This window comes from Endozoicomonas sp. ALD040 (assembly GCF_049275945.1).
Lineage (GTDB): Bacteria > Pseudomonadota > Gammaproteobacteria > Pseudomonadales > Endozoicomonadaceae > Endozoicomonas_A.
In genome coordinates this window covers 6,178,893-6,202,110 of record NZ_CP184829.1, presented here as the reverse complement: position 1 = coordinate 6,202,110, position 23,218 = coordinate 6,178,893, and the positions used below count along the sequence as shown (strand labels likewise).

Sequence of the window (23,218 nt, the reverse complement as noted above, 5' to 3'; positions counted from 1 at the left end):
TCAATCAGAGAAATTTGAGCATTTAACCACGCCGCCAAAGTTCTCTTTCTTGCAAAGCTTAACGTTTCCGTTTTCAGAATCCAGAACCCATATTCTGTGATCCTGATCTTTACTCTGGACGGGGTAAGCTACAAACCTGCCTGTAATGATGCTTCTTAAAGAATCCGCCGCCCAAACTGCGCTACTGAATAAAGCGGCAGCCAAAATAATCATCAGATAGTTTTTTGGATAGCTCTTTTTCATAAATGATATTTCCTCAACTCTTGAAAATGGTTGACTTCAATGCAAACTGGTTAGGTACTTATATATAGACAACAAAAAAAAGTAATCGTTCACCGCTGAAAATCCAGTCTGCTGTAAAAGAGGTGTCTGGGAGAACGGGGCAATCCGTTGTTGAAGCCGGACTGACAGGCAATAAGGAGGTTCGGTAATGACGGATAGACTTTCTCTATCAAACCGTTAAAAAATACTGATTTCAGGCATTACACTGACTCGTTTATAGTCAGTGGCATCCTTTTATATGAATTTGAATCCTGATTAGGGTTAGGTGGATTTTATGGATCGTTTTACCGTTTTTGGACGTCCGGGCTGTGGCTACTGTGTGCGGGCTAAAGAAGTGCTGGAAAGCCGTGGACTGCCCATGCTGTATGTGGATATTCATGCGGAAGGTATCACCAAGGCAGATCTGGAAAAAACCGTTGGAAAGCCGGTTGAAACCGTGCCTCAGATCTTTCACGGCCAAAAGTACATTGGCGGTTACACAGAGTTGGCTGCCTATTTGAGAGAAGAGTTGGTGGAATCCCTGCAAGGCTGAGGTCAACAGCCAGCCGCTGCACCATTGCCAGCTGCTGCACAACCACTGCAACCAATGAGCCTTCTAGTGAAAGTGCCAGTTGATGATAAAGACGCTGACAATGGTGGTTATCAAACTGAGAAAGGTAATGATGTATTGTCGGGTGAAAGAACCCATTTCGGCTCGAGCATCGGTAATTTCAGCACGTACACCGGCTATCTCTTTATGCAGCTCAGTACGCACACCGGCTATTTCCCTATGCATCTCAGTACGCAAGGCACTGATATCCGAACTCAGTGACTGATAATTGCGCTCACTTTGCAGTTGTATCTGCATAATGGCTTCCTGCATGATCAGGATATCCTTTTTACTGGCATTGTATTCCGGATCAAGGGAAGCACTGACCTTACTGGCCAGTTCTTCATCAATGCCAATACGCTTGAGCTCTGAAAATAACGACTTTTCCATAACCACCCCGACAAAAACTGAAAAAACAGCATAGATCAGGGATGACATTATGACCAGCTGGCATGACTAGACCGCAGACCCATTTTTCAACAGGCCGACGATGCCGAAAAAGAACGTCTGTGCAACCATTACTGGGATCAGAATCTGGCCCCTGCCATTGCCATGGAAAACCGGGCCGGAGCGAAAAGCATTTTTGATGAGCAGGCACGTTCAGGCATATTTATAAATTCGAGAGTGCGGGTTTTCCGAGATTTTCACCAGTCTGGTGTCACTGCGTGTGAGTCGCTCCTGTTTGGCAGAGGGGTCAAAAGGTTTGATCCGGTTGAACTCTGGTAATGGCTGGCCTTTTTCCAGCTGGACAAAAACAGGCAGGGGCGTATTGATCTGGCCAGGATAGAGTTTGCGAAAATCTTTATCCGTTTTTCTCAGTTGCTCAATATCCTTTGCCCAGGTCAGGTTGGCACGCAGATGAGGGCTCAGCATTCTTTTAATAATAACGGTCTCAGCGGCAGGCATCTGCTCAAGCATCTGGATGTCTGTCTGGATGGCGTTGGAAGTCAGGTATTTCTTGCGCAGGTGATCAATCGCCTCATTTGCAGAAAGCTTCACAGAGCCGCTGTGGTGGGCTGCCCAGCTGAAGCCAATGCGACGGGGTGGAGTCTCAAAGAGTTTTAGTTGACGGTAACTCTGGACGAAATGTATGTGGGCAAACTGCAAGCCGCCGAGCATTTTTTCCCTGATCTCGTCCGAGGTTTCTTCAATGGCCTCAATACTGTCTCCGTAGAGTTTCCTGAACTCGGACATAGCCTGTTTGAAATTTTCCCGGGCTTCGTTAAGTTTTATACCCGTCTGCAGCGTTTCTTTGGCAATGCCAACTATTCCGGGCAGTCGGGCTGTTTCCTGTTTGTTTTGTTGATCGGTATAGATCAGTCGGGTGCTGGTTTCTGCCGCCAGAGCACGGTCATTCTTGTCTTCGTCCGGGGATTTCATAACCCAAACGGGCAGGAGCTGGTCATCATAGACCTGATCACGAAACTGTCTGTTGACGGTCACCATATGAATCAGGGTGTCTCTGACGGCAATCCTGGCCGCCGTCTTCTGACTCATGGTGACAGCCTTTCTATTGACCAGTTGGATTCTGTTCGTTTAAACAGGAAACGGTCGTGCAGACGATTGGGGCGCCCCTGCCAGAATTCTATGGCTTCAGGGATGATCCGATAGCCCCCCCAGAAATCCGGTAAAGGAACCTTGCCTTCCTTGAATTTTCTTTTCATTTCTTCCAGCTTCATCTCAAGCACTTTTCTGCCAGTGATGACTGAACTCTGCTGTGAAACCCAGGCTCCTAACTGGCTGCCGTGAGGGCGGCTGGCGAAATATTTTAGCGAGTCGGTTTTGGAAATCTTTTCGGCCCGACCCCGAACAGTGACCTGTCTTTCCAGGGCAACCCAGGGAAACATAATGGCTACATTGGGGTTGTCGGCAATGTCCTGAGCCTTGCGACTGCTGTAGTTGGTGAAAAAGACAAAGCCCTCGGGGCTTACGTATTTCAGCAGGACGGTGCGCAGGCTGGGTAAACCATCTCTGGATGTTGTTGCCAGGCTCATGGCGTTGGGTTCGGGCAGTTGTGCTTCGACCGCTTGTTGAAACCACAGGTCAAACTGTTGGAATGGATCGGGATCAAGAGAGTCCAGATCGAGACCCGCCTGAGTGTAATTCTCTCGCAGATGGCTGATATCCATGTTCATACTTCGCTGATGCAGTGAGTTTATTGTATATGAACCGGTCAGGTCGTGAAACCGCTGTCAAATCTGGTCAGTGGAGTTGTACTTAAGACCTGAATCCTTGCATTGGGCTTGTCGAAGTGCGATACCATTTTGGGTATTAATTAATAGAAAATGATTAACGACACCGTTAACCTAATGCCCTGATTACACGTGTTTTTTTAAAAGGCCGCATTTGTGAATAGGGTATTACTTTGTTTTTATTTGAAGTTCTGGTTTATTTCTCGTTGTGCGAGTTTTTATTGGTTGAAAGTACTGTGTTCATTGGTATTAATACGATTTGTTGAGCTGGTCTATATCAATGAGAATACAGCCTCTTGTTCAAGATTATAATAGTGTGTGGGGGCAGATGCTTGAAGGTGGAAGAGTTTCATCTCCGAGGGTTTTTCTCCGTCGATGCGGTGAACGGACCACAGAACTCACTTCATGCCCTGTCCCTTGAGGTAGGGTAATTGATTTAATCCAAGTCATTCTGACTGAAATTAAAGTCAAACATACTTAATACCTTAATCCTGTCTTTCCAATTCCTTTCAGAAGGGAAGGGCCCTCAGGCCTTTGGCTTCCTGTACTCTGAGAAAGGGCAAATGAAAAATACAAATACCTGGTTAGGTATTTAACTCTTGTTAAACAGGCTGGTTTTAATGAGCACAACGTCAACGGTCGCACCTTCTGCCAATGACGGCAAGAAGTCCATTATTGAAAGAATCGGAAAAAAAATACCTGACCCGGTCATCATCTTTATCTGGTTATTCGGCCTGACTCTGGCAGGTTCTTTCCTGATGGGAGGCCACAGCTTTGAAGTTATGGGCGCTGATGGTGGTCAGATTGTTCATACTGTCAAAAACATGCTGACCACAGAAAATGTCCGCTGGATGTTTGAAAATGCCATTCTGACAAACTGGTTGTCCTTTGGTCACGGCGTTCTTGGCATCATCCTGATTGTTATGTTGGGGGTCGGTGTTGCAGAAGACTCTGGTCTTCTATCCACCCTGATCAAGAAGGCCGGTCTTAAAGTGAACGATAAATACCTGCCTGCTTTGCTGGTATTCATTGGCATCATGAGCAGTGTAGCCACCGATGCCGGTTATCTGGTTCTGATTCCACTGGCAGGCCTTTTGTATGCGGGCCTCGGCAAGAATCCTCTGATTGGCATGGCGGCTGCGTTTGCCGGTGTCTCTGCCGGGTTCAGTGCGAATCTGCTGCCTGCTACTCCGGTGGATGTTATCGTTGGTGTCAATGCTCAGATTTTTGCTGAATCTCAGGGAGTGCCTTTCACTAACGCAGCCGGTGAAGCACTAACGCCTGCCACCATGCACTATTTCTTTATTTTTGCATCGACTTTTATCCTGGCGACTGTGGGTGCCTGGGTGACCCACAAGTTTGTTACTCCCAAACTTGAGAAAATGGATTATCAGATACCTGAAGATCTGGATATCACCAATTTCGAACTCACCAAAGCTGAGAACAAGGGCCTGAAGGCCGCATTTTTTGGCCTGCTGGTTTCCATTGCCATTATGACAGGTCTGGCAATGGGGCCGCTGGCTGAATACACCAATGAAGCCGGTAAGGTGGTCAACCCATTCCTTAATAACATCATCCTGATGATTACCATGACTTTCCTCATTGTGGGTGTTTGCTATGGCAAATCGACAGGTAAATTCAAGGTTATGCAGGATGTTATCAGTGCCATGGTCAAGCAGATGAATACTGTCGGCTATGTACTGGTGTTGACCTTCTTCTGCTACAACTTTCTGGCCCTGTTGAGCTTTACCGGACTGGGGACCTACATTACCTTTCTGGGAGCGAGTTTCCTTCAGTTCCTGGGGTTGGATAATTTCCCAATTCTCTTGATCATTGGCTTCATTATCACCACTGCAGTCATCAACCTGTTTGTCGGCGGCCTGACATCCAAGTGGATGCTGCTGGGTCCAATCTTCGTACCTATGCTCTACCAGGCTAACCCGGCGATGACTCCTGATCTGGTGGCCGCAGCATTTCGTGTTGCTGACTCTTCCACCAACATTATTACACCGATGATGACTTATGCGGGTGTTATTCTGGCCTTTATGAGGAAGTACAAGCCTGATCTGACCATTGGTGACATGATCGGAATCATGATGCCTTATTCCATTGCCTTTATCACTATCTGGACGACTGCATTGATAGGGTTCTTCGCCTTCAATATTCCCCTGGGCTTCTGATCCCTCAAAGAAGAAAACCAGCCTTCAGGGCTGGTTTTCTTTATTTTCAAATCTTCAGCGCAACAGGGCGTTAGAAAGTTTGATTGGTATAAGTACTCAACCATACGAAATCATATTTTCTGACTTATTGTTCAGGCACTCGCGGCAACTGCTCCTGCGTTGCTCTAGCTCCTGCATCCATGCAGTCGTGATGCGTTGCAACTCTGGTCACATAGCTTGCTATGTGCCCGTCGTTGCGCCTTGCAGAGCACCTGCCCAATAAGCCAGAAATATTCGATTCCGTGTGGCTGAGTACTTAATACTCGAACCTTTAATCCTTTCTGTGGTACAAGTGTAATTAGATTACGACTGCTACTTTTGTACTCTGGTTTAAAATCTTGACGAATAGAAAAATAGATATAAATACAGGCACCCTTTGTACGTGCGTCTATACGGACATCTTTGCGAACAGTAAAAGGATGGTAAATTGGCTGTCTCAGTGCTTGATAATTAGCCCTGTCTGCAGAAAGTATTCAGCTGGGATCAAGACCTTTAGAAGGTGTGGGAACTTTTATGCTACGAAAGCACATGTCTCTGATTGTGGGAGTGCTGGCAACGATACTGGCAAGTGGGTGTACAGTGACAGCTGAACGAGATGCAATGGAAAAAAGTCGGGTGGTGGTGAAAAGTCCAGCGGATGATCGGGACTATCGTTTTGTCGAGTTGGACAATGGTCTCAAGGCTCTTCTGATTTCTGATCCGGATACCGATAAGGCCGCTGCCGCAGTGGATGTGAAAGTGGGTAGTTTCCAGGACCCGGACAATCGTCTGGGGCTGGCTCATTTTCTTGAACATATGTTATTTCTGGGCAATGAAAAATACCCGGAAGTGGATGGGTATTTTGAATACATCCGTGCCAATGGCGGCAGTGCCAATGCCTATACGGCTGATACCCGAACCAATTATTTCTTCGATATTAACAGTGACAAGCTGAGACCTGCGCTGGATCAGCTGGCACAGTTTTTTGTCTCCCCTACGCTGGATCCTGCTTATGTTGATCGTGAGCGTAATGCCGTTGATTCAGAATATAAGCTTCATGCCAATGAAGATGGCTGGCGTCTGATGACAGCTCAGAACGCTACTTCAAATCCGGCTCATCCCCGCAGTCGTTTCAATATCGGTAGTCTGGAAACCCTTGCCAACGAAGACGGCAGGTCACTCTGGAAAGACCTTAAGAGGTTTCACGATGCCTACTATGTAGCGGAGAATATCGGCGTTGTTATCTATGGCAAGGAATCAACAGATGTTCTGGAAAATTGGTTAAAAGAGTCTTTTGCCGGAGTACCTGAAGGCCAGTCACCGGGCACTCATATTGGTCTTGCTCCCTATACACCTGAGCAGCTGGGTGTTCGTATTGATCTGGTACCTCTAAAAGACGTCCGGGTACTCTCTTTGAGCTTTCCAATGCCCAGTCAATATGAGAATTACCGCAAGAAGCCTCTGGGCTATCTGGCGAGAATACTGGGTTATGAAGGTGAGGGCAGTCTGCACAGTTATTTGAAGGAGCGTGGTCTGATAGAGTCGCTGTCTTCTTATTCCAGCCATTTACCCGGAGAGTTCAGTGAGTTCACGGTTCGAATGGAGTTGACTCCAAAAGGTCTGGAGCAGGTCGACGAGATGACTGCCCTGGTGTTTGATTATCTGGATCTGGTTCGCAAACAGGGTTTGGAGCTCCGGATATACGAGGAAGCTCGTCAGCTGGCAGAACTGGGATTCCGTTACCAGGAAGATGCCAATCCACAGCAGACCGCATCCGGACTGGCTTCTCGCATTCACGATATCCCGCCTCAGGATATTTTGCGGACCAGCTACCTCTACGAAGACTTTGATCGCGAGCTGATCAGTGATCTGCTTGATCAAATGAAGCCTTCGAACATGAGGCAGGTTGTTATTGCCAGAGGCATTGAAACGGATCAGGTCGAGCCCTATTTCAAGACTCATTACAGTATCAAACCTCTGTCTGATACCCTGGTGAAGCGACTTTTATCGCCTCAGGTTCATGCAGAAATGACCATTCCCGAGCCTAATGACTTTATTGCCCGGGATTTGAAGCTGCGTGAAAGCAGTTCCGGTGATAAGCCCGGGGTGTTACTGGAAGAGCCCGGCTTTCAAGTCTGGAGTATGACAGACAGCAGCTTTGAAGTGCCCAAAGCCAATGTTCGCATCAAGATATCCTCCGGGAAGGCTTCCGAAACAGAAGCCGATCTTGTAGAGATGCAACTCTACAGCGTCCTCCTGAGACGAAGTCTGAATGAATACGGCTACCCAGCCAAAGAAGCGGGCCTGAACTACGGTGTTTCATCCAGCCGGGAAGGGCTGACCATTGCGCTGTCTGGCTATCAGGATAAGCAGGAGCTTCTGCTAAAAGACATTCTCAAGGCCATCAGGCAGTTCAACCCCGATCAGGCCGGTTTTGACCAGGAGAAGGCGCTGCTGATCAGAAGGCTCAAAAACAAGCAGTTCCAGCCACCCTATCGACTGGGTATGGATCGTTTGAGCCAGGAACTTTATCCCACCTATCGTGACGATAAGACGTTACTGGCAGCCGCTGAAAAGGTGACCTTCAGTGATGTTAAACAGTTTGCCAGTGACTTCTATCGTTCGATTTATATCCAGATGCTGGTCCATGGAAACCACAGTTCACAAGAGGCTATGAAGCTGGCTGAGCTGGTGGAAAAAGCTTTGTTAACGAAAGACAACCGTGGCCGTCAATTCAGGCAGCCTCTTAATCTTCTGAAGGATAAGAAGCGCACCATCAAGACTGACTTTAACCACAATGACTCTCTCTATATCACTTACTACCAGCGCCCTGGTACTGATGACAGAGATCGTGCCGTATACTCCCTGCTGGGCAGACTGCTGGCGACTCCCTTCTTCAACCAGTTGCGGACAGAGCAGCAGCTGGGATACATCGTCTTTGCCGGTCCCCGTCCTGTTGAACGTCATCCTGGCTTAATCTTTGTGGTGCAGTCTCCTGTGCTGGGGCCGGAAGGTATCGAGGAGAAGGTAGAAGTCTTCCTGAAGGGCCAGAAAGAGAAGATGAAATCCCTGACCGATGAAGAGTTGGAGCAGTATCGTCAGGGCCTGTTGGGTGATCTTTTGAAGAAAGATGCCAACCTGGATGAGCGCAGCTCCCGTTTCTGGCAATCCCTGGATGGTCAGGAAGCCGGTTTTGATTTCCAGAAGCTCATTGCTGAAGAAGTGAAGACCGTCTCTGTTGAAGAGATTCAGCAGGCGCTGGATACCGTTCTAGAAGATAAGGGAAGATTGACCGTTGAGTCTGTTGGCAAGGCCCAGACGGACCGGGAAAGCTGAGTTCTCGTATCCAGGCCAGACGATTTATCTGGTTTGGATTTATCTCAGAAAAATAATTGGCTATGGACTTTTCTTGCAGGTGTACTATTTTGTGTACATGCGAACACAATGGAGGCACACAATATGAATTCCACTATGACAATCAGGCTTGAAGACAGTCTCAAAGATCGTTTGGAAAAGCTTTCTGAGGCCATGCAAAGATCAAAATCCTTTCTCGCAGCGGAGGCAATCAAAGATTTTGTGGAACTCAATGAGTGGCAGGTGGATGAGATAAAGCTTGCTGTTAAGGAAGCAAATTCAGAAGAATTCGCTAGCGATCAAGAGGTTCAGGGGCTTTTTGATCGCTGGGGGCTAGAGAATGGAGAGTAAGTGGCTTAGAAAAGCACTAGAAAGTCTGAATAATGAATTAGATTACATTTCACATGATGATCCAGCAGCGGCACAAAAAATTTTGGAGAGAATACACAAGGCCGTTTTAAGTCTTGCTGATAATCCTTCAGCGGGTCGAGCTGGAAGGGTTTCTGGGACAAGAGAGTTGGTTGTGCCAAACACAAGGTATGTTGTTCCTTATCGTGTTAGGCTCGACCTCGAGAGAGTAGAGATACTGAGGGTTTTCCATTGTTCACGCAGGCCACCCAAAAATTGGTAAAAATAGGTAAGAAGTAATTAGTGTCGCCAAATTATCCTCCACAGCCACACTTTTCTTAAACCCCACCTTAAGAATCTACCGGTTTTTCTGCCTGAAAGAAATGTCTCCCCGAAAGAGCGCCACTATCCCCCTGTGACAGCGTCTCTGATTTTGTCCGAAATCAGGGTTTTCTCACTTTGTTTATATCAGGTCTTATTACCGGCAGTTTGTTCGGTATGGACAGGCAGCTGCTGTTGCGATCAGCACTCTGGTATTTACCGGTGATCGTCGGCGGTGTTCTGGGTGCCATTACTCTGGTGGGGCTGGCAGGTATGCTCATTGGTACTGGCTTTGTTGAAGCTGTCTTCTATGTTGGACTGCCCATCATGGGTGGCGGTATGGGTGCTGGAGCTGTCCCGCTGGCAGAGATCTTTGCCAATATTCTGAACTCCGACGCTACGACGGTTTTGTCAAAAATGGTCCCGGCGGTTGTACTGGGTAATCTGGTCGCCATTATTGCAGCGGGGTTGCTGGAAAGGCTGGGAAAGATCAAGCCCGGTCTGACAGGCAATGGCAAACTGATGAAAAGTCAGAAGGCCACTCTCCATGAAGAGCCCCATGAAGAGCCTCATGAAGAGCGCCATGAAGAGCGTCATGAAGATAAAGTCGAGCCTGTTCCCGATCTGGCGAAGATAGGGATCGGACTTTTTGTTGCGAGCGGTTTCTACGTTTTGGGTTATTTGCTCAGTCTGTTCATTTCTCTGCATCCTTACGCCTTAATGATTTTCTCTGTCGGCCTTGTCAAAGCGCTGGGAGTGTTTCCTTCCAGCGTTGAAGAAGGAGCTGCTCTGTGGGGCGATTTTATGGTGATGTCTCTTACGCCTGCTTTACTTGCCTGTATAGGAATAGGTTTTACGGATCTTCATCAGATTGCACAAGTGATCTCTTTGCAGTATTTCATTCTGGTAGTGACGACTGTCACAGGGGCCATACTGGGTGCAGGACTGGCTGGAAAAATACTGGGTTTTTATCCCATAGAAGCCTCTGTAACGGCGGGGCTGTGTATGGCAAATATGGGGGGAACCGGAGATGTGGCGGTATTATCAGCCAGCCGTCGTATGTATCTCATGCCTTATGCACAGGTCTCTTCAAGAATAGGAGGGGCCTTTATTTTGCTATCGGCAAATGCACTGGTGTGGTTGATGTAGATCAGATCAGGTTTGAAAAGCCCACGTTGGTCTCATATAGTGGATCAGTGAGAGAACTACCTATCCAGTGACCCTGGGTGAGCACAGAATAACGATTGAACGGTTTATCGCCGGTCATTGCAGGAGAAGAAGAAATGACCAAAAAGGTCCTATTTGACAGGCTCGATACAGCCTCCGGGCATAAAGTTGGTGTTATCACTTTAAATGCTGAGCGCACTCTTAACTCCCTCGATAAAGCGATGTTAGACAGCCTTTATGAACAATTCAGTGAATGGCAGGAAGACAACAAAATCGTCTGTATTTTTCTTCAGGGGGCTGGGGAAAAAGCGTTTTGTGCGGGTGGAGATGTCCGTTCTCTCAGGCAAAGTGTTCTTGATGGGGATACCAGTGCCCCGGGGCAGTTTTTTGAAAAAGAATACCGTCTTGACTACCTGATTCATACCTACCGAAAACCCGTGATCTGCTGGGGTAACGGAGTCATTATGGGGGGCGGTTTTGGCCTCATGGCCGGGGCAGACTTTCGTGTAGTGACCGACACTTCTGTTATGGCCATGCCTGAAATTACGATAGGACTTTATCCGGATGTCGGTGGTTCATGGATCTTGAATCGCCTGCCCGCAAAAATTGGTCTGTTTATGGCTTTGACCGGGTGTCGTTTAAATCCTGCGGATGCTATGTACCTGGGTCTGGCTAACCGATTTATTGATCATGCCTTTAGAAAAAATGTGCTGGAATCACTTCAGGAGGCTGACTGGTCCGGAGACCATTATCAGGTGACCTCTGATGTTGTTCAATATTATGCAGATAACAGTGCTGGCTGGTTGCCTTACTCCAAGATCAGGGAACACCGTGATTTAATAGCCCGAATGATGGACAAGTCAAACTTTTCGGCGATCATTGCTGATCTGAAAGCCCTGGAAACAGAAGACAGCTGGCTTGAGCAGGCACGTAATATAGCTCTGACGGGTTCGGCTCTGTCGGCTGTGGTTGCCTACGAGCAATTTAAAAAGAGTCGGCATGTCTCTTTGAAGGAAGTCTTTCAGAGTGAACTCTTGCTCTCCATCAACTGTGTGCTGAAAGGCGATTTTCAGGAAGGGGTCAGAGCGCTTCTGGTGGATAAGGATAATCAGCCACAATGGGCTTATCCAGTGATTGAAGAGGTTCCTCAGGAAAAAGTAGTCGAAATGTTTACCCCTCCCTGGGGAGAGTCAGCCAATCCATTGTCTAATCTCTGATGAATGTCGGTAGCAGGTTCCCATGTGTAGCGCGGGAGCCAGTTAAATTGATTATTGCGATAAAATGTGATCCAGATTCACCGGAATGCGTAGGATGAGTGACGCATCTAATTGAGGCTTCTATGAAAATACTGGTTGCTGGTGGCAGTGGTGGAATTGGTCGGGCCTTTGTCGAAGAGATCGTGCATGAAATGCCAGAAGCGCAAGTACATGCCACTTTTTTCAGAAGCTCTCCGGATTCCAAAAACTCTCCAGAAAATAATAATTCCGTAAACTCCGTTCAATGGCACAGGTCAGACCTTACCGATGCCGATTCCGTTGAACAGCTTGCCGATAGCGTTGGGCCAATTGACTGGATTATCAATGCTTCGGGAATGCTGCATACTCCCACTCAGATGCCTGAAAAATCGATTACTCAGATAGATTCAGATTTTTTTCACAAAACAATGGCAGTGAATGTTCTGTCGACACTTTTTTTGGCCCGTTACTTCCTGAAAAATTTTAAGGGCAGTGAATGCCCCCGGTTTGTTGCACTGTCTGCAAGGGTGGGTAGTATTGAAGATAACAGGGTGGGGGGTTGGTACAGCTACAGGGCATCGAAATCGGCTCTTAATATGGTGTTGAAAACACTCAGCCATGAGTGGCGAAGAAAAAAGCCCGATGGTTGTATTGTGGCCATTCATCCCGGAACGGTAGATACTCAGCTTACCGAGCCATTTAAAAAAAATGTTCCACCGGAAAAGCTCTTCTCTTCGCAGCACTCAGCCCAGAGGATGTTGGAGGTGATTCTTCGTTTAAGTTCTGAGCAGACTGGTCAGTTTCTGGCATACGACGGCTCCCTGATTCCCTGGTAGTTAATTAGTATTGATTTTCCCGGATAGTCAGAGGCATTGATAGTCAGAGGCATTGTTGGTCAGAGGCATTGTTGGTCAGGTTACTTCATAAGAGAAGAGAGTGGCTGTTTCCAAAGCCTGCTTTGAAAAGAGAATACCAAAGCAGGCCCTGAATGCCAGCGTCAGCTAAGCATCGACAGGACAACTTCTGCAACAGCTTCTGAAGAAGCTGGATTTTGCCCAGTTACCAGTAAACCATCGGTAATACAGTAGGGTGACCAGTCATCTCCCTGGCTGTATTGGCCTCCCTTGTTTTTGAGCTCATCTTCCAGAAGAAAGGGAACCACATCGGTTAAACCTACAGCGGCCTCTTCGCTGTTGCTGAAACCGGTGACTCTCTTGCCACTGATCAGTGGTGTATTGTCTCCTTTCTTTGCATTCAGCAAAACGGCTGGTGCATGACATACGGCAGAGACAGGCTTCCCCTGTTTCGCGAATGCTTCTATCAGGGCTATAGAGTTTTTGTCATGGGCCAGATCCCATAAAGGGCCATGGCCACCCGGATAAAAGATGGCATCGTATTCGTCAGCAGACACCTCAGACAGCTTTAAGGTATTTGACAGTTTGTTTTTCAGGGCACCGTCCGAATCAAACCTTTTTGTGGCTGCAGTCTGAGAGTCCGGCTGGGCACTTTTAGGGTCAATGGGCGGCTGGCCACCCTTCGGGGATGCGAGGGTTACCTCGGCATTGTGATCCGCAAACACATAGTAGGGCGCTGCAAACTCCTCGATCCAGAAACCCGTTTTCTCACCTGTATCTCCCAGCTTGTCATGGGATGTCAGGACGAATAACACCTTCATAAGTTCATCTCCATATGGTCAGGCGGCATGCCTGAGAATTTTGGTGGCAACTTCAGGAGTAATATTCTGCTTTTCTCCCAGTGCAGTCATTTTGTGCCGTTTCAGCTGATCAACAAGGTCAGCGATGGCGCTTTCCTCAATGCCATAATCGGACAAACGCGTTTTAATACCCATCTGTTCAAAGAATTCGCGGGTTTTGCTGATGGCTGAATCCATCTTCTCCTGGTCGTTGCCTTCCTTAATGCCCCAGATCCTGTCAGCATACTGAAGCAGCTTGGACGCTTTCTCTTCTCTCATGACATGCATCACTGAGGGGAGCACGATGGCCAGTGTCTGGGCATGGTCGAGGCCAAACAGGGCAGTGATCTCGTGGCCAATCATATGAGTAGACCAGTCATGGGGCACACCCACGCCAATCAGACCATTCAAGGCCTGATTTGCAGCCCACATGATGGTGGCTCTGGATTCATATTCCTGGGGTTGTTTGAGTACAACCGGGCCTTGCTCAATCAGGGTTAACAGCAAACCTTCGGCATAGCGATCCTGAACAGGGGCATTTTCGCGGGTCGTCAGATACTGCTCCATTACGTGGACAAAGGCGTCTACGACACCGTTAGCGGTCTGGCCTTGCGGAAGGCTATAAGTGGTTTCCGGATCCAGCACAGTAAATTGTGGAAAGACTTCGGGGCTGCTAAAAGCCAACTTGTCATTGGTGGCTCTGCGGGTAATAACTGACCCTGAGTTACTTTCCGAGCCTGTTGCCGGAAGGGTAAGAACGTTGCCAGCAGGTATGGCCTGATGAATCCTGGCGTGCTCACTGAGAATGGTCCAGGGATCTCCTTCAAATGGAATGGCTGCGGCAATAAACTTTGTGCCATCAATGACCGAGCCACCACCTACGGCCAACAAGAAATCAATGTTTTCCTGTTTTGCCAGAGCAACCGCTTCCATCAGTGTTTCAAAGGAAGGGTTAGGCTCAATACCGCCAAACTCGGTAATGGACGTATGCTCTTTCAGGGCTTCCCTGACTTGATCAAGAGTGCCGTTCTTTTTAATGCTACCACCGCCGTAGGTGATCAGAATTCTGGCATTACGAGGGACTTCATCAGCAATACGGGCGATCATGCCTTTGCCAAAGTGAATGCGTGTTGGGTTGTGAAATGAAAAGTTTTTCATGATTAAACCTAATACTGATTAGCTGAGTTTAACGAGCATTTTGCCGGTATTAATGCCAGAGAAAAGCCCGAGAAAAGCTTCAGGGGCCTGCTCGATACCTTCAAAAACCGTTTCTTTCCAGGAGATCTTGCCTTCCTGTATCCAGTGGTCCATCTGTTGGATAAACTCGGGGTAATGCTCCCAATGTTCGAACACAATAAAGCCCTGCATTTTCAGTTTTTTTACAATTATCTGAGCCAGATTGGCTGGTCCGGGAACAGGAGCAGTTGAGTTGTATTGATCGATCATGCCGCATACAGCTATACGTCCATGATCGTTCATTAGATTGAGGGCGGCTTCAAGGTGCTGGCCGCCGACATTGTCAAAATAGACATCAATGCCTTCAGGGCAGGCTTCGGCAATGGCATTCGCCAGGTCAGGTACGGTCTTGTAATTGACCACTGCATCGACTTTCAATTCTTCCTGCAGGTAACGGGCCTTATCATCGGAGCCAACGCTGCCGGCAACATAACAACCCTTGAGCTTTGCAATCTGGCAGACGGTCGACCCTACTGCTCCGGATGCAGCAGAAACAAAAACACGGTCACCTTTTTTCAGTTCTGCAATTTGTGTTAATCCCACCCAGGCTGTCATGCCAGGCATACCCATTATTCCCAGGAAGGCCTGATCGTCAATCTCTGTCTGGGGTAGCAATTGAAGGTCTTTATCATCAGAAATGAAATACTCGCGCCAGCCTTTCATGCTGGACACTTTGCTACCTGTCGGCAGGGATGGATTTCGTGACTCTATGACTTCGCCGATGGCTGCACCTTCGAGGGCGGCATCCAAAGCAAAGGGTGGCACATAGCTTTTGCGATCGACCATGCGTCCACGCATGTAGGGGTCAACAGACATCCAAAGGTTTTTAACCAGAACTTCACCCTCTTTCAGCTCTGCAACGGGCTGAGAAACCAGTTTGAAGCAGGTGCTGTCTGGCAAACCTTCGGGGCGTCTGGCAAGATGAATCTCGCAATTTTTCTCTATAAACATGAACGAATGTCCTGAAACAGATAGTTCAGGGAATAATTTATCGTTGTACTCAATATGACTCCAATGCATCATTGTTATATTGATCATGATTGTGAGTAATGAGTTTGCCTGTTGATAATCTCTCGTCTTCCGACTTAAATTTGCTGCCGGTGTTGCAGGTCCTGATGGAAGAGCGAAGTGTGACCCGTGCTGCTGGTCGATTAAATCTGACTCAGCCTGCCATCAGTCGAAGTCTGGCCAGACTTCGGGTACTTTTTGATGACCCTTTGTTCACCCGGACTCCCCAGGGGCTGGCACCGACACCACGGGCCCAGGGTATAGCCCTGGACTTGCAAAAATCATTGCAAGACATCAGCCAGTTAATTGAGCCTCCCCGTTTCATAGCGGCAGAGTCTGAGCACAGCTTTCGAATGGCCTCTTCAGATTATGGGGCTCACGTATTACTGCCTGAAGTCATCAGGAGGCTAAGTCGTGAGGCTCCGGGAATTTCGCTCGAAATTGTGCCCTGGCGTTCGCATTTGCTCCATCAGATGGATCAGCAGAATGTCGATCTGGCTGTCTGCTCTATCACTGACGCGCCGGCAATGATTCATGGGCGAGGAATAGGTCAAGACAAGTTTGCCTGTGTTGTCAGAGATTCACACCCTCTGCTGGAGCAGGGCATGGATATTGAGCGCTATGCCAGCCATTCCCACGCACTGATTACCATGGGGGGGGAGCGTAAGGGTGCTGTTGACTACCTGTTGGAAGAGCGGGGATTGTCCAGGCGAATTGCCCTGAGGGTGCCGCACTTTATTGCCGCACTGGCTCTGGTAGCCAATACCGATTATATATTGACAGCACCTTATGGGTTGGTGAGAAGCTGTGCCAGTCACTATGGATTGGCGATACTGCCTTTTCCCATGGAGCAAAAGCCTTTTACCTACTCAATCATCTGGCATGAGAGGTATATGAAAGAACCGGCTCATATCTGGTTCAGGCAGCTTGTTTATGAAGAGCTGACTCAAAAGATCAGTCGGCTTCAGCTTGAGTGCACGGTTTGAGCAGCTATGGTTGATAACGCAAATTTGAGAAGAAAAATTTCATTTCTTTGTTAATTTTCTGTCAATATGGGAAGCACACATAACAAACAGGGAGTGTTTGACATGAAGGCTAAGGGATTAGCACTATTGCTGATTTTATTGCCATTGCATTTGATGGCTGAACAGGTGGTAGATAATAAACGCTGTTCATCAGGTCTGGCCATCTATATCGCAGGTGATTATGCCAAAGCGTTTGAGGTACTCAAAGTAGAAGCCGACAATGGGCTGGACTGTGCTCAGCATTGGGTGGCCAGAATGTACCAGATGGGTCATGGTATTCCCATGAACAAAGAGCTTTCTGAAACCTATTATAAATTGGCCGCCGGTCAGGGATTTGAACAGTCCATTTTGCAGCTTGAGTTGTTGAAGAACAATTGAGAAGTGTTGCTGAAGAGTGTCTGGCGCAGCATAAGCATTTTCTCTGCAGCAGTGATAGCACGGAGTTATTGAAATGAAAAAAGCCTCTGACCACTTTTTATGCTGGTCAGGGGCTTTTTTTAATGGCGGAGGGTCAGGGGGCGAGTCTGTCCAGCTATCTCAATAGCTTAGGGCAATAGTTGTAGAGTAATATCCTCCCCGTGACACACTGTCATCATGATACGTCGAATACCAGTCTTTAATAAGATGGTCGGGGTCGGTACGTATCCATAAAAAAGGTAATTCGCTATCTGCGTGCTTGTACCACCTTATGAGTGCCTTATGTCCATGGACATCACTGACAGTGAAATCGAACCAGGACTGATGCCATGCGCAGTGAACAATCGACGAGGAATAGTATATATGTGTCACTGCTCCCGGCGGAACCCGGGTTCTAAGTCCATTGAAACCAATATCATCCATAGGATTATCATCCATACACTTACCGTCATCCGTGTGGATGGCCCAGTAGCTGTTATCTGTATTGCTTTTAAAATATAAAACAGCGGTTTTTGCCTGTGCAGCCGAACAAATTACCAGTGCGACAATCAATACAGCACAGCGTACATATTCTTTCTGTATCATGGTATTGACTCCAAAGAACAGGTTCATTGGGAAAATTTAGCATAGGGTGATACAGAAATATGAAGCCATTTTTGGGGGACCAGCGTTTTCTGACAGGTACGAAAATAAAAGGAAGATAAATTAAATATCTTCAAATTTAGGGTCTATTGTTATGTCTCAATTAATAAAGCCTGCAGGCAAATCCAATTATGAAAACAGCAAGATTTCTCACTATGACTCACCTGTTTCTCTTGTTCGTAGTGTCTGTCATTTTGCCGTTTGTTGCTCACAGTGCTGAATTTACCAACCTATTGAGCTGGACTGGCTGGTTGAGTTCCTCCAAAGCCATTAAAAAAAAGAGTGAGGCATCGGAAGGGATTAGCAAACTGTCATTTATAGGTGGCAGTCCGCCTCTCCATCTTAATTATGATCGCAAGGCGTTTGACGAGAACATCAAAACAATTTCTGAACTGGAGAACAATCAGCTTTATATCATCCTCAATGGCCAACCAGGCGACTTGTTTAATTTTTGTTTCAGGACGCCACCTGCATTTTCAACGGGAAACTTGCCTTACCCCCCGGTAATTGCAGAGGCTCTGAAGGGCCAGGCTATGCCGGATATACAAAACGGGGGAGTGAGGCTGGTTCCATTGGCGCCAGACAGTGATCGCTGGCAACATGAGTACTCGGCCAGTTGGCGCTTGCCGACAGGTAATAAGTCGCTGGTTCTGGCCATTGAAAACAATGACAATGGATGGGTTTTAGAGCCGGAATGTAGCGGTATAGTTTCAGAAAGCACTGGTTTACCGTCGCCTTCGAGAAGCAATATGTATGGCAGTATTACTTACGGAAACAAAAAAGCATCATTTGTCGAAATTTTTTTCCGAAGCAAACAAACTGTTAAAAATGGCCCTGATTATCTTGATGACAAAACGCGTTTAGATGGCCCTTTTTTAATACCCGGAGCCGCTGATAATGCTGATAACAGCCAGCCATTCGCAAGCTCTTCTGGTGGTAGCGGTTTTGGCGGTGGTGATGATTTAGACGATTTATTCAAGAAAAGGCCGGGAAACGGGTTGGCTCCACTTTACTCTTTTGAATGGGTGAGTGAACTGGTCAGCAGAATGGTGCTGGTGCCTGTCCCTGATACTGACGGTCAGACTGTTAAAAAACAGGTCTGGGATAACCGGATTGTGCTTAAAATCAGGCAGGGTTGGAATGAGCAGGCGATCATAATTTCGCAGGAACTGTGGAACAGGATAAGGGCGGCAAATCTTGAACGGAGTTCAGAACTTTTTCTGACATTGTCTGGAAATCCCGCTAATCCGGAAGCTGCATTTGATCATTACCTGGGCAGCAACCCGGCACAATCGCTGCAACCAGAAGACTACAGTCGCTATGCAAAGCAAGAGTTCATCCTAAGTCCTAAACAATTACGAAGTGTATCTGTTTTTCCGGGCCATTGCCCCTCAGTGATCGGTTGCTCCGGAGAAACCGCTCAGGTTGAGAAGGCAATGGCTGACCTTAGTGTGAAACCACCGACCAATGCCCAATCTCAAAGAGGTTATGGTCGGCAAAATCAAGGCAGCCGCAGTGGAAGAAGGAGTGGAGGAGATGATGGGTCAGGAGGGTCACCCAACACCGGGTTATGCCAACATTGTAATAAACCTGCTGTAGCCTCCAATAAGTGTCTCAAATGCCTGAATCGTGAATCTCAACTCGATGAGCAGGAAGTGACTAAAGGATCGCCTCCTGTAATGAGAGGAGAAAAGAAAATACCGGAGCTTGTGGCAAAAGGTGTTGATAATTCAGCAGCGGCACATCCCTGGTATCAGTCATCAGAAACAAGCAAACTGAGCTCTGTAACTACGGACTCCGACGCTCACAGGAAAGATCTACAAAATGCCAGGCATCATTCTGACGGAAAGGGTTCGCAAGGAGACTGGGTGTTGGTCGCTGATTCACGGGCACGGAAAGGCAAAAAGAAAAAGCGCTCAGGTTTCGCGGGCAAGTCTGTTGCCGGGTATCCACCCTGTGCTGCCCGTCATCGTAATAACCCAAGTCCGGGTGCAGCTCAGGGGCAGCAGGCTTTGGTTGACATAGGACTTAAGTTCCGATATCGCAAGAACTCAACCCGGGCCGGCTTGCAGCTGACTGATTCTGGCAGAGGTGATACTTCCACTGGTTTTCAGTTAACTCCTGCAAAAGAAGGGGCAAAAGTAAAACTGAAATCTCTGCTGGAGAGACCCCGGTATGATACTCCGCTGATAGATATTGGTGCCAATCTGGTCGGGAATAGTAGGTTTCAAAACTTGCACGCAGTTGTTGCTGATGCTGCCCGTTCGGGGGTCGGCACTATAATTTTAACCGGTGCATCTATCCCGATATCCAGACAGACCCAAAATGAGGTCATGAAATGGGGGAAATCCTCCCCTGTGCCAGGCAAAGCAACTGATCAGGCAACAGCTATTGCCGATTCCTCTGATGCCTCTCGATGTTCTTTATACTACACCGTGGGTTGTCATCCTCACGATGCCAAAGACTTTTTAAAAGAGGGTGGCATCCCGGCGATGAGAAAAATGCTCAAGAAGGATCGCAATCGCTGCGTCGCAGTGGGTGAGTGCGGGCTTGATTACGATCGAAATTACTCGCCTGTGAAAGATCAAAAAGAAGCTTTTCGGCAGCAGCTGGCACTGGCTGTAGAAATGAAAAAACCGTTGTTTTTGCATGAGCGTGACGCTCATGACGATTTCAAGGAAATTCTGGTGGATTATATTGAGCAACTGCCCGCGAAAAAAATGGCCTGCGTTCACTGTTTCACCGGCAATAGCGAGGCTCTGCAAGATTACATCGATCTGGGGTGCTCTATTGGAATTACAGGATGGATTGCTGGTGGCTGCAACAGAGATCTGGTGGAAGCATTGCGTACTGTTGGATGGGATGTTCTGCGGGATCGTCTGATGATTGAGACTGATGCACCATTTTTATGCCCCTTCCAGGTGATGCCCCGAAAAGATAATCCTGTGAAGGGTAGTAAAAAAAGAGTTGATAATGTTCCTGCTAATCTGCCCTATGTGGTCCATGCACTGAGTGTAGTACTGGGTGTAGATGCTGAAGAGATTGCTGCTGCAACCACCCGTAATGCCAGGGAGATATTCACTCTATTTGATGATGATTGAAAAATTCCGAAGATCTGGAGTCTTAAATAAAGCGTTCAGATAAAGATGTCTGAAGCAATAAGGTTTCAAACAAATGAAACTCGCAAACAGACCAGCATGATTCCAGACGTTTTCGTGATAGATGGCGGTGGGTCAGAGATTCGAACTCTGGGTAGGCTATTAACCTACGCCGGTTTTCAAGACCGGTGCTTTCAACCACTCAGCCAACCCACCGTATCAGGTGAAAATTCACAGTAAAAGCAGGCTGTCACCCAAGTAACTGCCTACAGATATCTGATTTCAAAGGAAATTTAAATATGGCGGAGGGACAGGGATTCGAACCCTGGGTGGGCTATTAACCCACGCCGGTTTTCAAGACCGGTGCTTTCAACCGCTCAGCCATCCCTCCGCAGCAACGGGAATGAATATTACCTGAAAACGATCAACTGTCAAACCCTTGAAAACCAAAGGATATCTCCTGAATGGAAAAATATTTATGGCAAAGCATCGGAAAAAGTAACGATTGTTACGATTTTGTAACGCCATCAGGGTACTGTGGGCATCATGTAAAACGAAGTTTTGGATATAGCCGACATGTTCAGCTCTGGTATACTCCTTATATATCTCCCAACGTGAGGAATAAAAAGATGGAACGAAAATCTACCGTTATAGCGTCAAGGCCGACACAGGTTGGCAGCGGCATTGAGATCAACAGTGTTTTGCGCAACACCTACCTGTTGTTGGGTATGACACTGCTGTTCAGTGCTTTTACTGCTGGTGTGGCCATGGCACTGGAAATCAGCCGTATCACTGCCCTGGTGCTCAGCCTGGTAGGTTTTGGTCTGATTTTCGTTGTCAATAAAACCGCTGACTCAGGCAAAGGTCTGGTGGCTGTTTTTGCTTTCACCGGTGTTCTGGGCGCAGCCCTTGGCCCAATGCTGAACTTCTACCTGGCTCTGCCTAATGGTCCTTCTTTAGTGATGCAGGCTCTGGGTGGAACAGCCGTCGTATTCTTTGCCCTGTCAGCCTATGTGCTGGTTACCCGTAAAGACTTCTCATTTATGGGTGGTTTCCTTATGGTTGGCCTGATTGTGGCCGTAATCGCCAGTATCGCTCTGATCTTCTTCCAGATCCCGGCGGCATCTATGGCACTGTCTGCTGCCATTGTATTGCTGATGTCCGGTTTTATCCTGTTTGATACCAGCCGTATCATCCACGGCGGCGAAACTAACTATATCCGCGCTACCGTCTCTTTGTATCTGAATATCTACAATCTGTTTACGGCTCTGCTTTCTCTGCTGGGCATGTCTGACGACTAAGTATTCGATGGCCCATATAAATACCCCGGTATCCCCGGGGTATTTTTTTGTCGAAGGGAGTCTTTGAATGAAATACGCACTGGCTGTATACGGTGCCTCCGGCACCGGGCAGTCTTCACTGACAGCGCTTTCTTTTGCCAGGGCCCTGCTGGCTTGTGGCCATGAGATTATTCGGGTCTTTTTTTATCAGGAGGGTGTGCACAATGCTTCCAGCCTGGTTTCTCCACCACAGGATGAGGTGAATCTGCCAGAGCAATGGCAAAAGCTGATAACAGAGCAGGGTATTGATGCCGTTGTCTGCGTCGCAGCGGCTTTGCGCAGAGGTGTGGTGAATACTGAAGAAGCCGAAAGGTACGAACTGTCGGGAAGCAATCTCAGAGATGAGTACGATCTCTCGGGACTGGGTCAGTTAATTGAAGCGACGATTGTGGCCGATCGTCTGGTTACTTTTGGAGACTAAGCATGAGTCAATCCATTTGTATTATATCGACTCAGGCCCCTTACCGTGGTCAATTTGCCAAAGAAGCCCTGGACGCTGTGCTGGTTTCTGCATCCTATGAGATCCCAACCCGTCTGTTGCTGATGGGGGATGGTGTTTATCAGATCCTGGATGGGCAGTCTCCCGGACAGCTGCAAAGGAAAAAACTTTCAGCCCTTTTTCAATCCCTGGAGCTCTATGGCATTGAAACAGTTTATGTGGATGGAGAATCGCTGACAGAGCGTCACCTTGATCCAGAGCAGTTATTACCCCTGTACACACTTCTGGAAGGGGACGCGGTGGCCTCTTTCCTGGCACAGCAAGATAAGGTATTGAGTTTCTGATGGCTACTCTGCATACGGTCAATAAAACCGGACAACCCCTGGAGCTCTGCCTGAGAGCCCTTAATGCCGGTGACAGTGTTCTGCTTCTGGAAGAGGGCGTTTACGCTTTGTACGAAGCCAGTGATGTGTTATCAGATCTTCTCAGGCATGTAACCGTCTATGTGCTGGAGGCGGATGTACTGGCCCGGGGAATCACAAACAGAGACGATCTGGATATTGGTATGGTGGACCATCAGGGATTTGTTGAGCTGACGGAGGCCAACGACAAGGTGGTGAGCTGGTTTTAGAAT

Annotated in this window: 22 protein-coding genes, 2 tRNA genes and 1 pseudogene; 15 read left to right on the top strand and 10 right to left on the bottom strand. The window is 47.8% G+C overall.

Annotation, left to right across the window (positions count from 1 at the left end; genetic code table 11):
• A complete protein-coding gene (locus ACOJUN_RS22550) occupies window positions 1-243 on the bottom strand; it encodes a hypothetical protein (protein WP_422134099.1) in 243 nt (80 codons plus the stop codon).
• 313 nt (window positions 244-556) lie between these two features.
• Between ACOJUN_RS22550 and ACOJUN_RS22545 the strand changes: the two genes are divergently transcribed.
• Window positions 557-814: a GrxA family glutaredoxin gene (locus ACOJUN_RS22545; protein WP_422134098.1), complete on the top strand. Its 258-nt coding sequence runs from the start codon at window positions 557-559 to the stop codon at window positions 812-814.
• 63 nt (window positions 815-877) lie between these two features.
• On the opposite strand, the gene ACOJUN_RS22540 is transcribed toward ACOJUN_RS22545, so the two are convergent.
• From ACOJUN_RS22540 to pdxH, 3 genes are all read right to left on the bottom strand, one after another.
• Window positions 878-1,309 (bottom strand): hypothetical protein, encoded by a 432-nt coding sequence (locus tag ACOJUN_RS22540; protein ID WP_422134097.1) that lies wholly within the window; start codon window positions 1,307-1,309, stop codon window positions 878-880.
• Between the two features lie 162 nt (window positions 1,310-1,471).
• On the bottom strand, window positions 1,472-2,368 hold the full coding sequence (locus ACOJUN_RS22535; RefSeq protein ID WP_422134096.1) for a DNA replication terminus site-binding protein: 897 nt from the start codon (window positions 2,366-2,368) through the stop codon (window positions 1,472-1,474).
• Entirely contained in the window at window positions 2,365-3,000 is a 636-nt protein-coding gene (pdxH, locus tag ACOJUN_RS22530) for a pyridoxamine 5'-phosphate oxidase (RefSeq protein ID WP_422134095.1), read from the bottom strand. The genes ACOJUN_RS22535 and pdxH overlap by 4 nt, the downstream gene beginning before the upstream one ends.
• Window positions 3,001-3,683: 683 nt before the next feature.
• On the opposite strand from pdxH, the gene ACOJUN_RS22525 reads away from it, so the two are divergent.
• From ACOJUN_RS22525 to ACOJUN_RS22495, 7 genes and pseudogenes are all read left to right on the top strand, one after another.
• Entirely contained in the window at window positions 3,684-5,243 is a 1,560-nt protein-coding gene (locus tag ACOJUN_RS22525; protein WP_422134094.1) for an AbgT family transporter, read from the top strand.
• A 552-nt stretch (window positions 5,244-5,795) separates the two neighbouring features.
• Window positions 5,796-8,597 carry an insulinase family protein gene (locus ACOJUN_RS22520; RefSeq protein WP_422134093.1) on the top strand — a complete coding sequence of 934 codons (2,802 nt, stop codon included), beginning with the start codon at window positions 5,796-5,798 and terminating at the stop codon, window positions 8,595-8,597.
• Between the two features lie 135 nt (window positions 8,598-8,732).
• A complete protein-coding gene (locus ACOJUN_RS22515) occupies window positions 8,733-8,966 on the top strand; it encodes a CopG family ribbon-helix-helix protein (protein WP_422134092.1) in 234 nt (77 codons plus the stop codon).
• On the top strand, window positions 8,956-9,246 hold the full coding sequence (locus ACOJUN_RS22510) for a type II toxin-antitoxin system RelE/ParE family toxin (protein ID WP_422134091.1): 291 nt from the start codon (window positions 8,956-8,958) through the stop codon (window positions 9,244-9,246). The genes ACOJUN_RS22515 and ACOJUN_RS22510 overlap by 11 nt, the downstream gene beginning before the upstream one ends.
• Window positions 9,247-9,389: 143 nt before the next feature.
• A pseudogene (locus ACOJUN_RS22505) lies at window positions 9,390-10,433 on the top strand (2-hydroxycarboxylate transporter family protein); the annotation flags it as partial.
• 134 nt (window positions 10,434-10,567) lie between these two features.
• Entirely contained in the window at window positions 10,568-11,668 is a 1,101-nt protein-coding gene (locus tag ACOJUN_RS22500; protein ID WP_422134090.1) for an enoyl-CoA hydratase/isomerase family protein, read from the top strand.
• A 122-nt stretch (window positions 11,669-11,790) separates the two neighbouring features.
• Entirely contained in the window at window positions 11,791-12,522 is a 732-nt protein-coding gene (locus ACOJUN_RS22495) for an SDR family NAD(P)-dependent oxidoreductase (RefSeq protein WP_422134089.1), read from the top strand.
• A 161-nt stretch (window positions 12,523-12,683) separates the two neighbouring features.
• Here the strand turns inward: ACOJUN_RS22495 and ACOJUN_RS22490 are convergent, their stop codons facing one another.
• From ACOJUN_RS22490 to ACOJUN_RS22480, 3 genes are read right to left on the bottom strand one after another with little or no spacing between them, the layout of a single operon-like run.
• On the bottom strand, window positions 12,684-13,361 hold the full coding sequence (locus ACOJUN_RS22490) for a type 1 glutamine amidotransferase domain-containing protein (RefSeq protein WP_422134088.1): 678 nt from the start codon (window positions 13,359-13,361) through the stop codon (window positions 12,684-12,686).
• Window positions 13,362-13,379: 18 nt separating this feature from the next.
• Window positions 13,380-14,537, bottom strand: a complete 1,158-nt coding sequence (locus tag ACOJUN_RS22485; protein WP_422134087.1) for an iron-containing alcohol dehydrogenase — start codon at window positions 14,535-14,537, stop codon at window positions 13,380-13,382.
• An 18-nt stretch (window positions 14,538-14,555) separates the two neighbouring features.
• Window positions 14,556-15,566 (bottom strand): NADP-dependent oxidoreductase, encoded by a 1,011-nt coding sequence (locus tag ACOJUN_RS22480; RefSeq protein WP_422134086.1) that lies wholly within the window; start codon window positions 15,564-15,566, stop codon window positions 14,556-14,558.
• 98 nt (window positions 15,567-15,664) lie between these two features.
• On the opposite strand from ACOJUN_RS22480, the gene ACOJUN_RS22475 reads away from it, so the two are divergent.
• Together ACOJUN_RS22475 and ACOJUN_RS22470 are read left to right on the top strand one after the other, a co-directional pair.
• Window positions 15,665-16,609, top strand: a complete 945-nt coding sequence (locus ACOJUN_RS22475; protein WP_422134085.1) for a LysR family transcriptional regulator — start codon at window positions 15,665-15,667, stop codon at window positions 16,607-16,609.
• 102 nt (window positions 16,610-16,711) lie between these two features.
• Window positions 16,712-17,026 carry a hypothetical protein gene (locus ACOJUN_RS22470; RefSeq protein WP_422134084.1) on the top strand — a complete coding sequence of 105 codons (315 nt, stop codon included), beginning with the start codon at window positions 16,712-16,714 and terminating at the stop codon, window positions 17,024-17,026.
• Between the two features lie 159 nt (window positions 17,027-17,185).
• On the opposite strand, the gene ACOJUN_RS22465 is transcribed toward ACOJUN_RS22470, so the two are convergent.
• The gene (locus ACOJUN_RS22465) at window positions 17,186-17,650 is read right to left on the bottom strand and encodes a hypothetical protein (RefSeq protein WP_422134083.1); all 465 of its coding nucleotides are present in this window, start codon (window positions 17,648-17,650) and stop codon (window positions 17,186-17,188) included.
• 212 nt (window positions 17,651-17,862) lie between these two features.
• Here ACOJUN_RS22465 and ACOJUN_RS22460 point away from each other — a divergent pair, with 212 nt between their 5' ends.
• Window positions 17,863-20,808: a TatD family hydrolase gene (locus tag ACOJUN_RS22460; RefSeq protein ID WP_422134082.1), complete on the top strand. Its 2,946-nt coding sequence runs from the start codon at window positions 17,863-17,865 to the stop codon at window positions 20,806-20,808.
• A 122-nt stretch (window positions 20,809-20,930) separates the two neighbouring features.
• Here ACOJUN_RS22460 and ACOJUN_RS22455 read toward each other — a convergent pair.
• Together ACOJUN_RS22455 and ACOJUN_RS22450 are read right to left on the bottom strand one after the other, a co-directional pair.
• Window positions 20,931-21,021, bottom strand: a tRNA-Ser gene (locus tag ACOJUN_RS22455).
• Window positions 21,022-21,105: 84 nt separating this feature from the next.
• Window positions 21,106-21,196 (bottom strand) — tRNA-Ser (locus tag ACOJUN_RS22450).
• 238 nt (window positions 21,197-21,434) lie between these two features.
• Here ACOJUN_RS22450 and ACOJUN_RS22445 point away from each other — a divergent pair.
• From ACOJUN_RS22445 to tusB, 4 genes are all read left to right on the top strand, one after another.
• A complete protein-coding gene (locus tag ACOJUN_RS22445; protein WP_317146175.1) occupies window positions 21,435-22,106 on the top strand; it encodes a Bax inhibitor-1/YccA family protein in 672 nt (223 codons plus the stop codon).
• A gap of 67 nt (window positions 22,107-22,173) precedes the next feature.
• Window positions 22,174-22,566 (top strand): sulfurtransferase complex subunit TusD, encoded by a 393-nt coding sequence (tusD, locus tag ACOJUN_RS22440; RefSeq protein ID WP_422134081.1) that lies wholly within the window; start codon window positions 22,174-22,176, stop codon window positions 22,564-22,566.
• A 2-nt stretch (window positions 22,567-22,568) separates the two neighbouring features.
• A complete protein-coding gene (gene tusC, locus ACOJUN_RS22435) occupies window positions 22,569-22,928 on the top strand; it encodes a sulfurtransferase complex subunit TusC (RefSeq protein ID WP_422134080.1) in 360 nt (119 codons plus the stop codon).
• Window positions 22,928-23,215, top strand: coding sequence for a sulfurtransferase complex subunit TusB (tusB, locus tag ACOJUN_RS22430; protein ID WP_422134079.1), 288 nt, complete (start codon window positions 22,928-22,930; stop codon window positions 23,213-23,215). Before tusC ends, tusB begins: the two co-directional genes overlap by 1 nt.
• Window positions 23,216-23,218 lie beyond the last annotated feature (3 nt).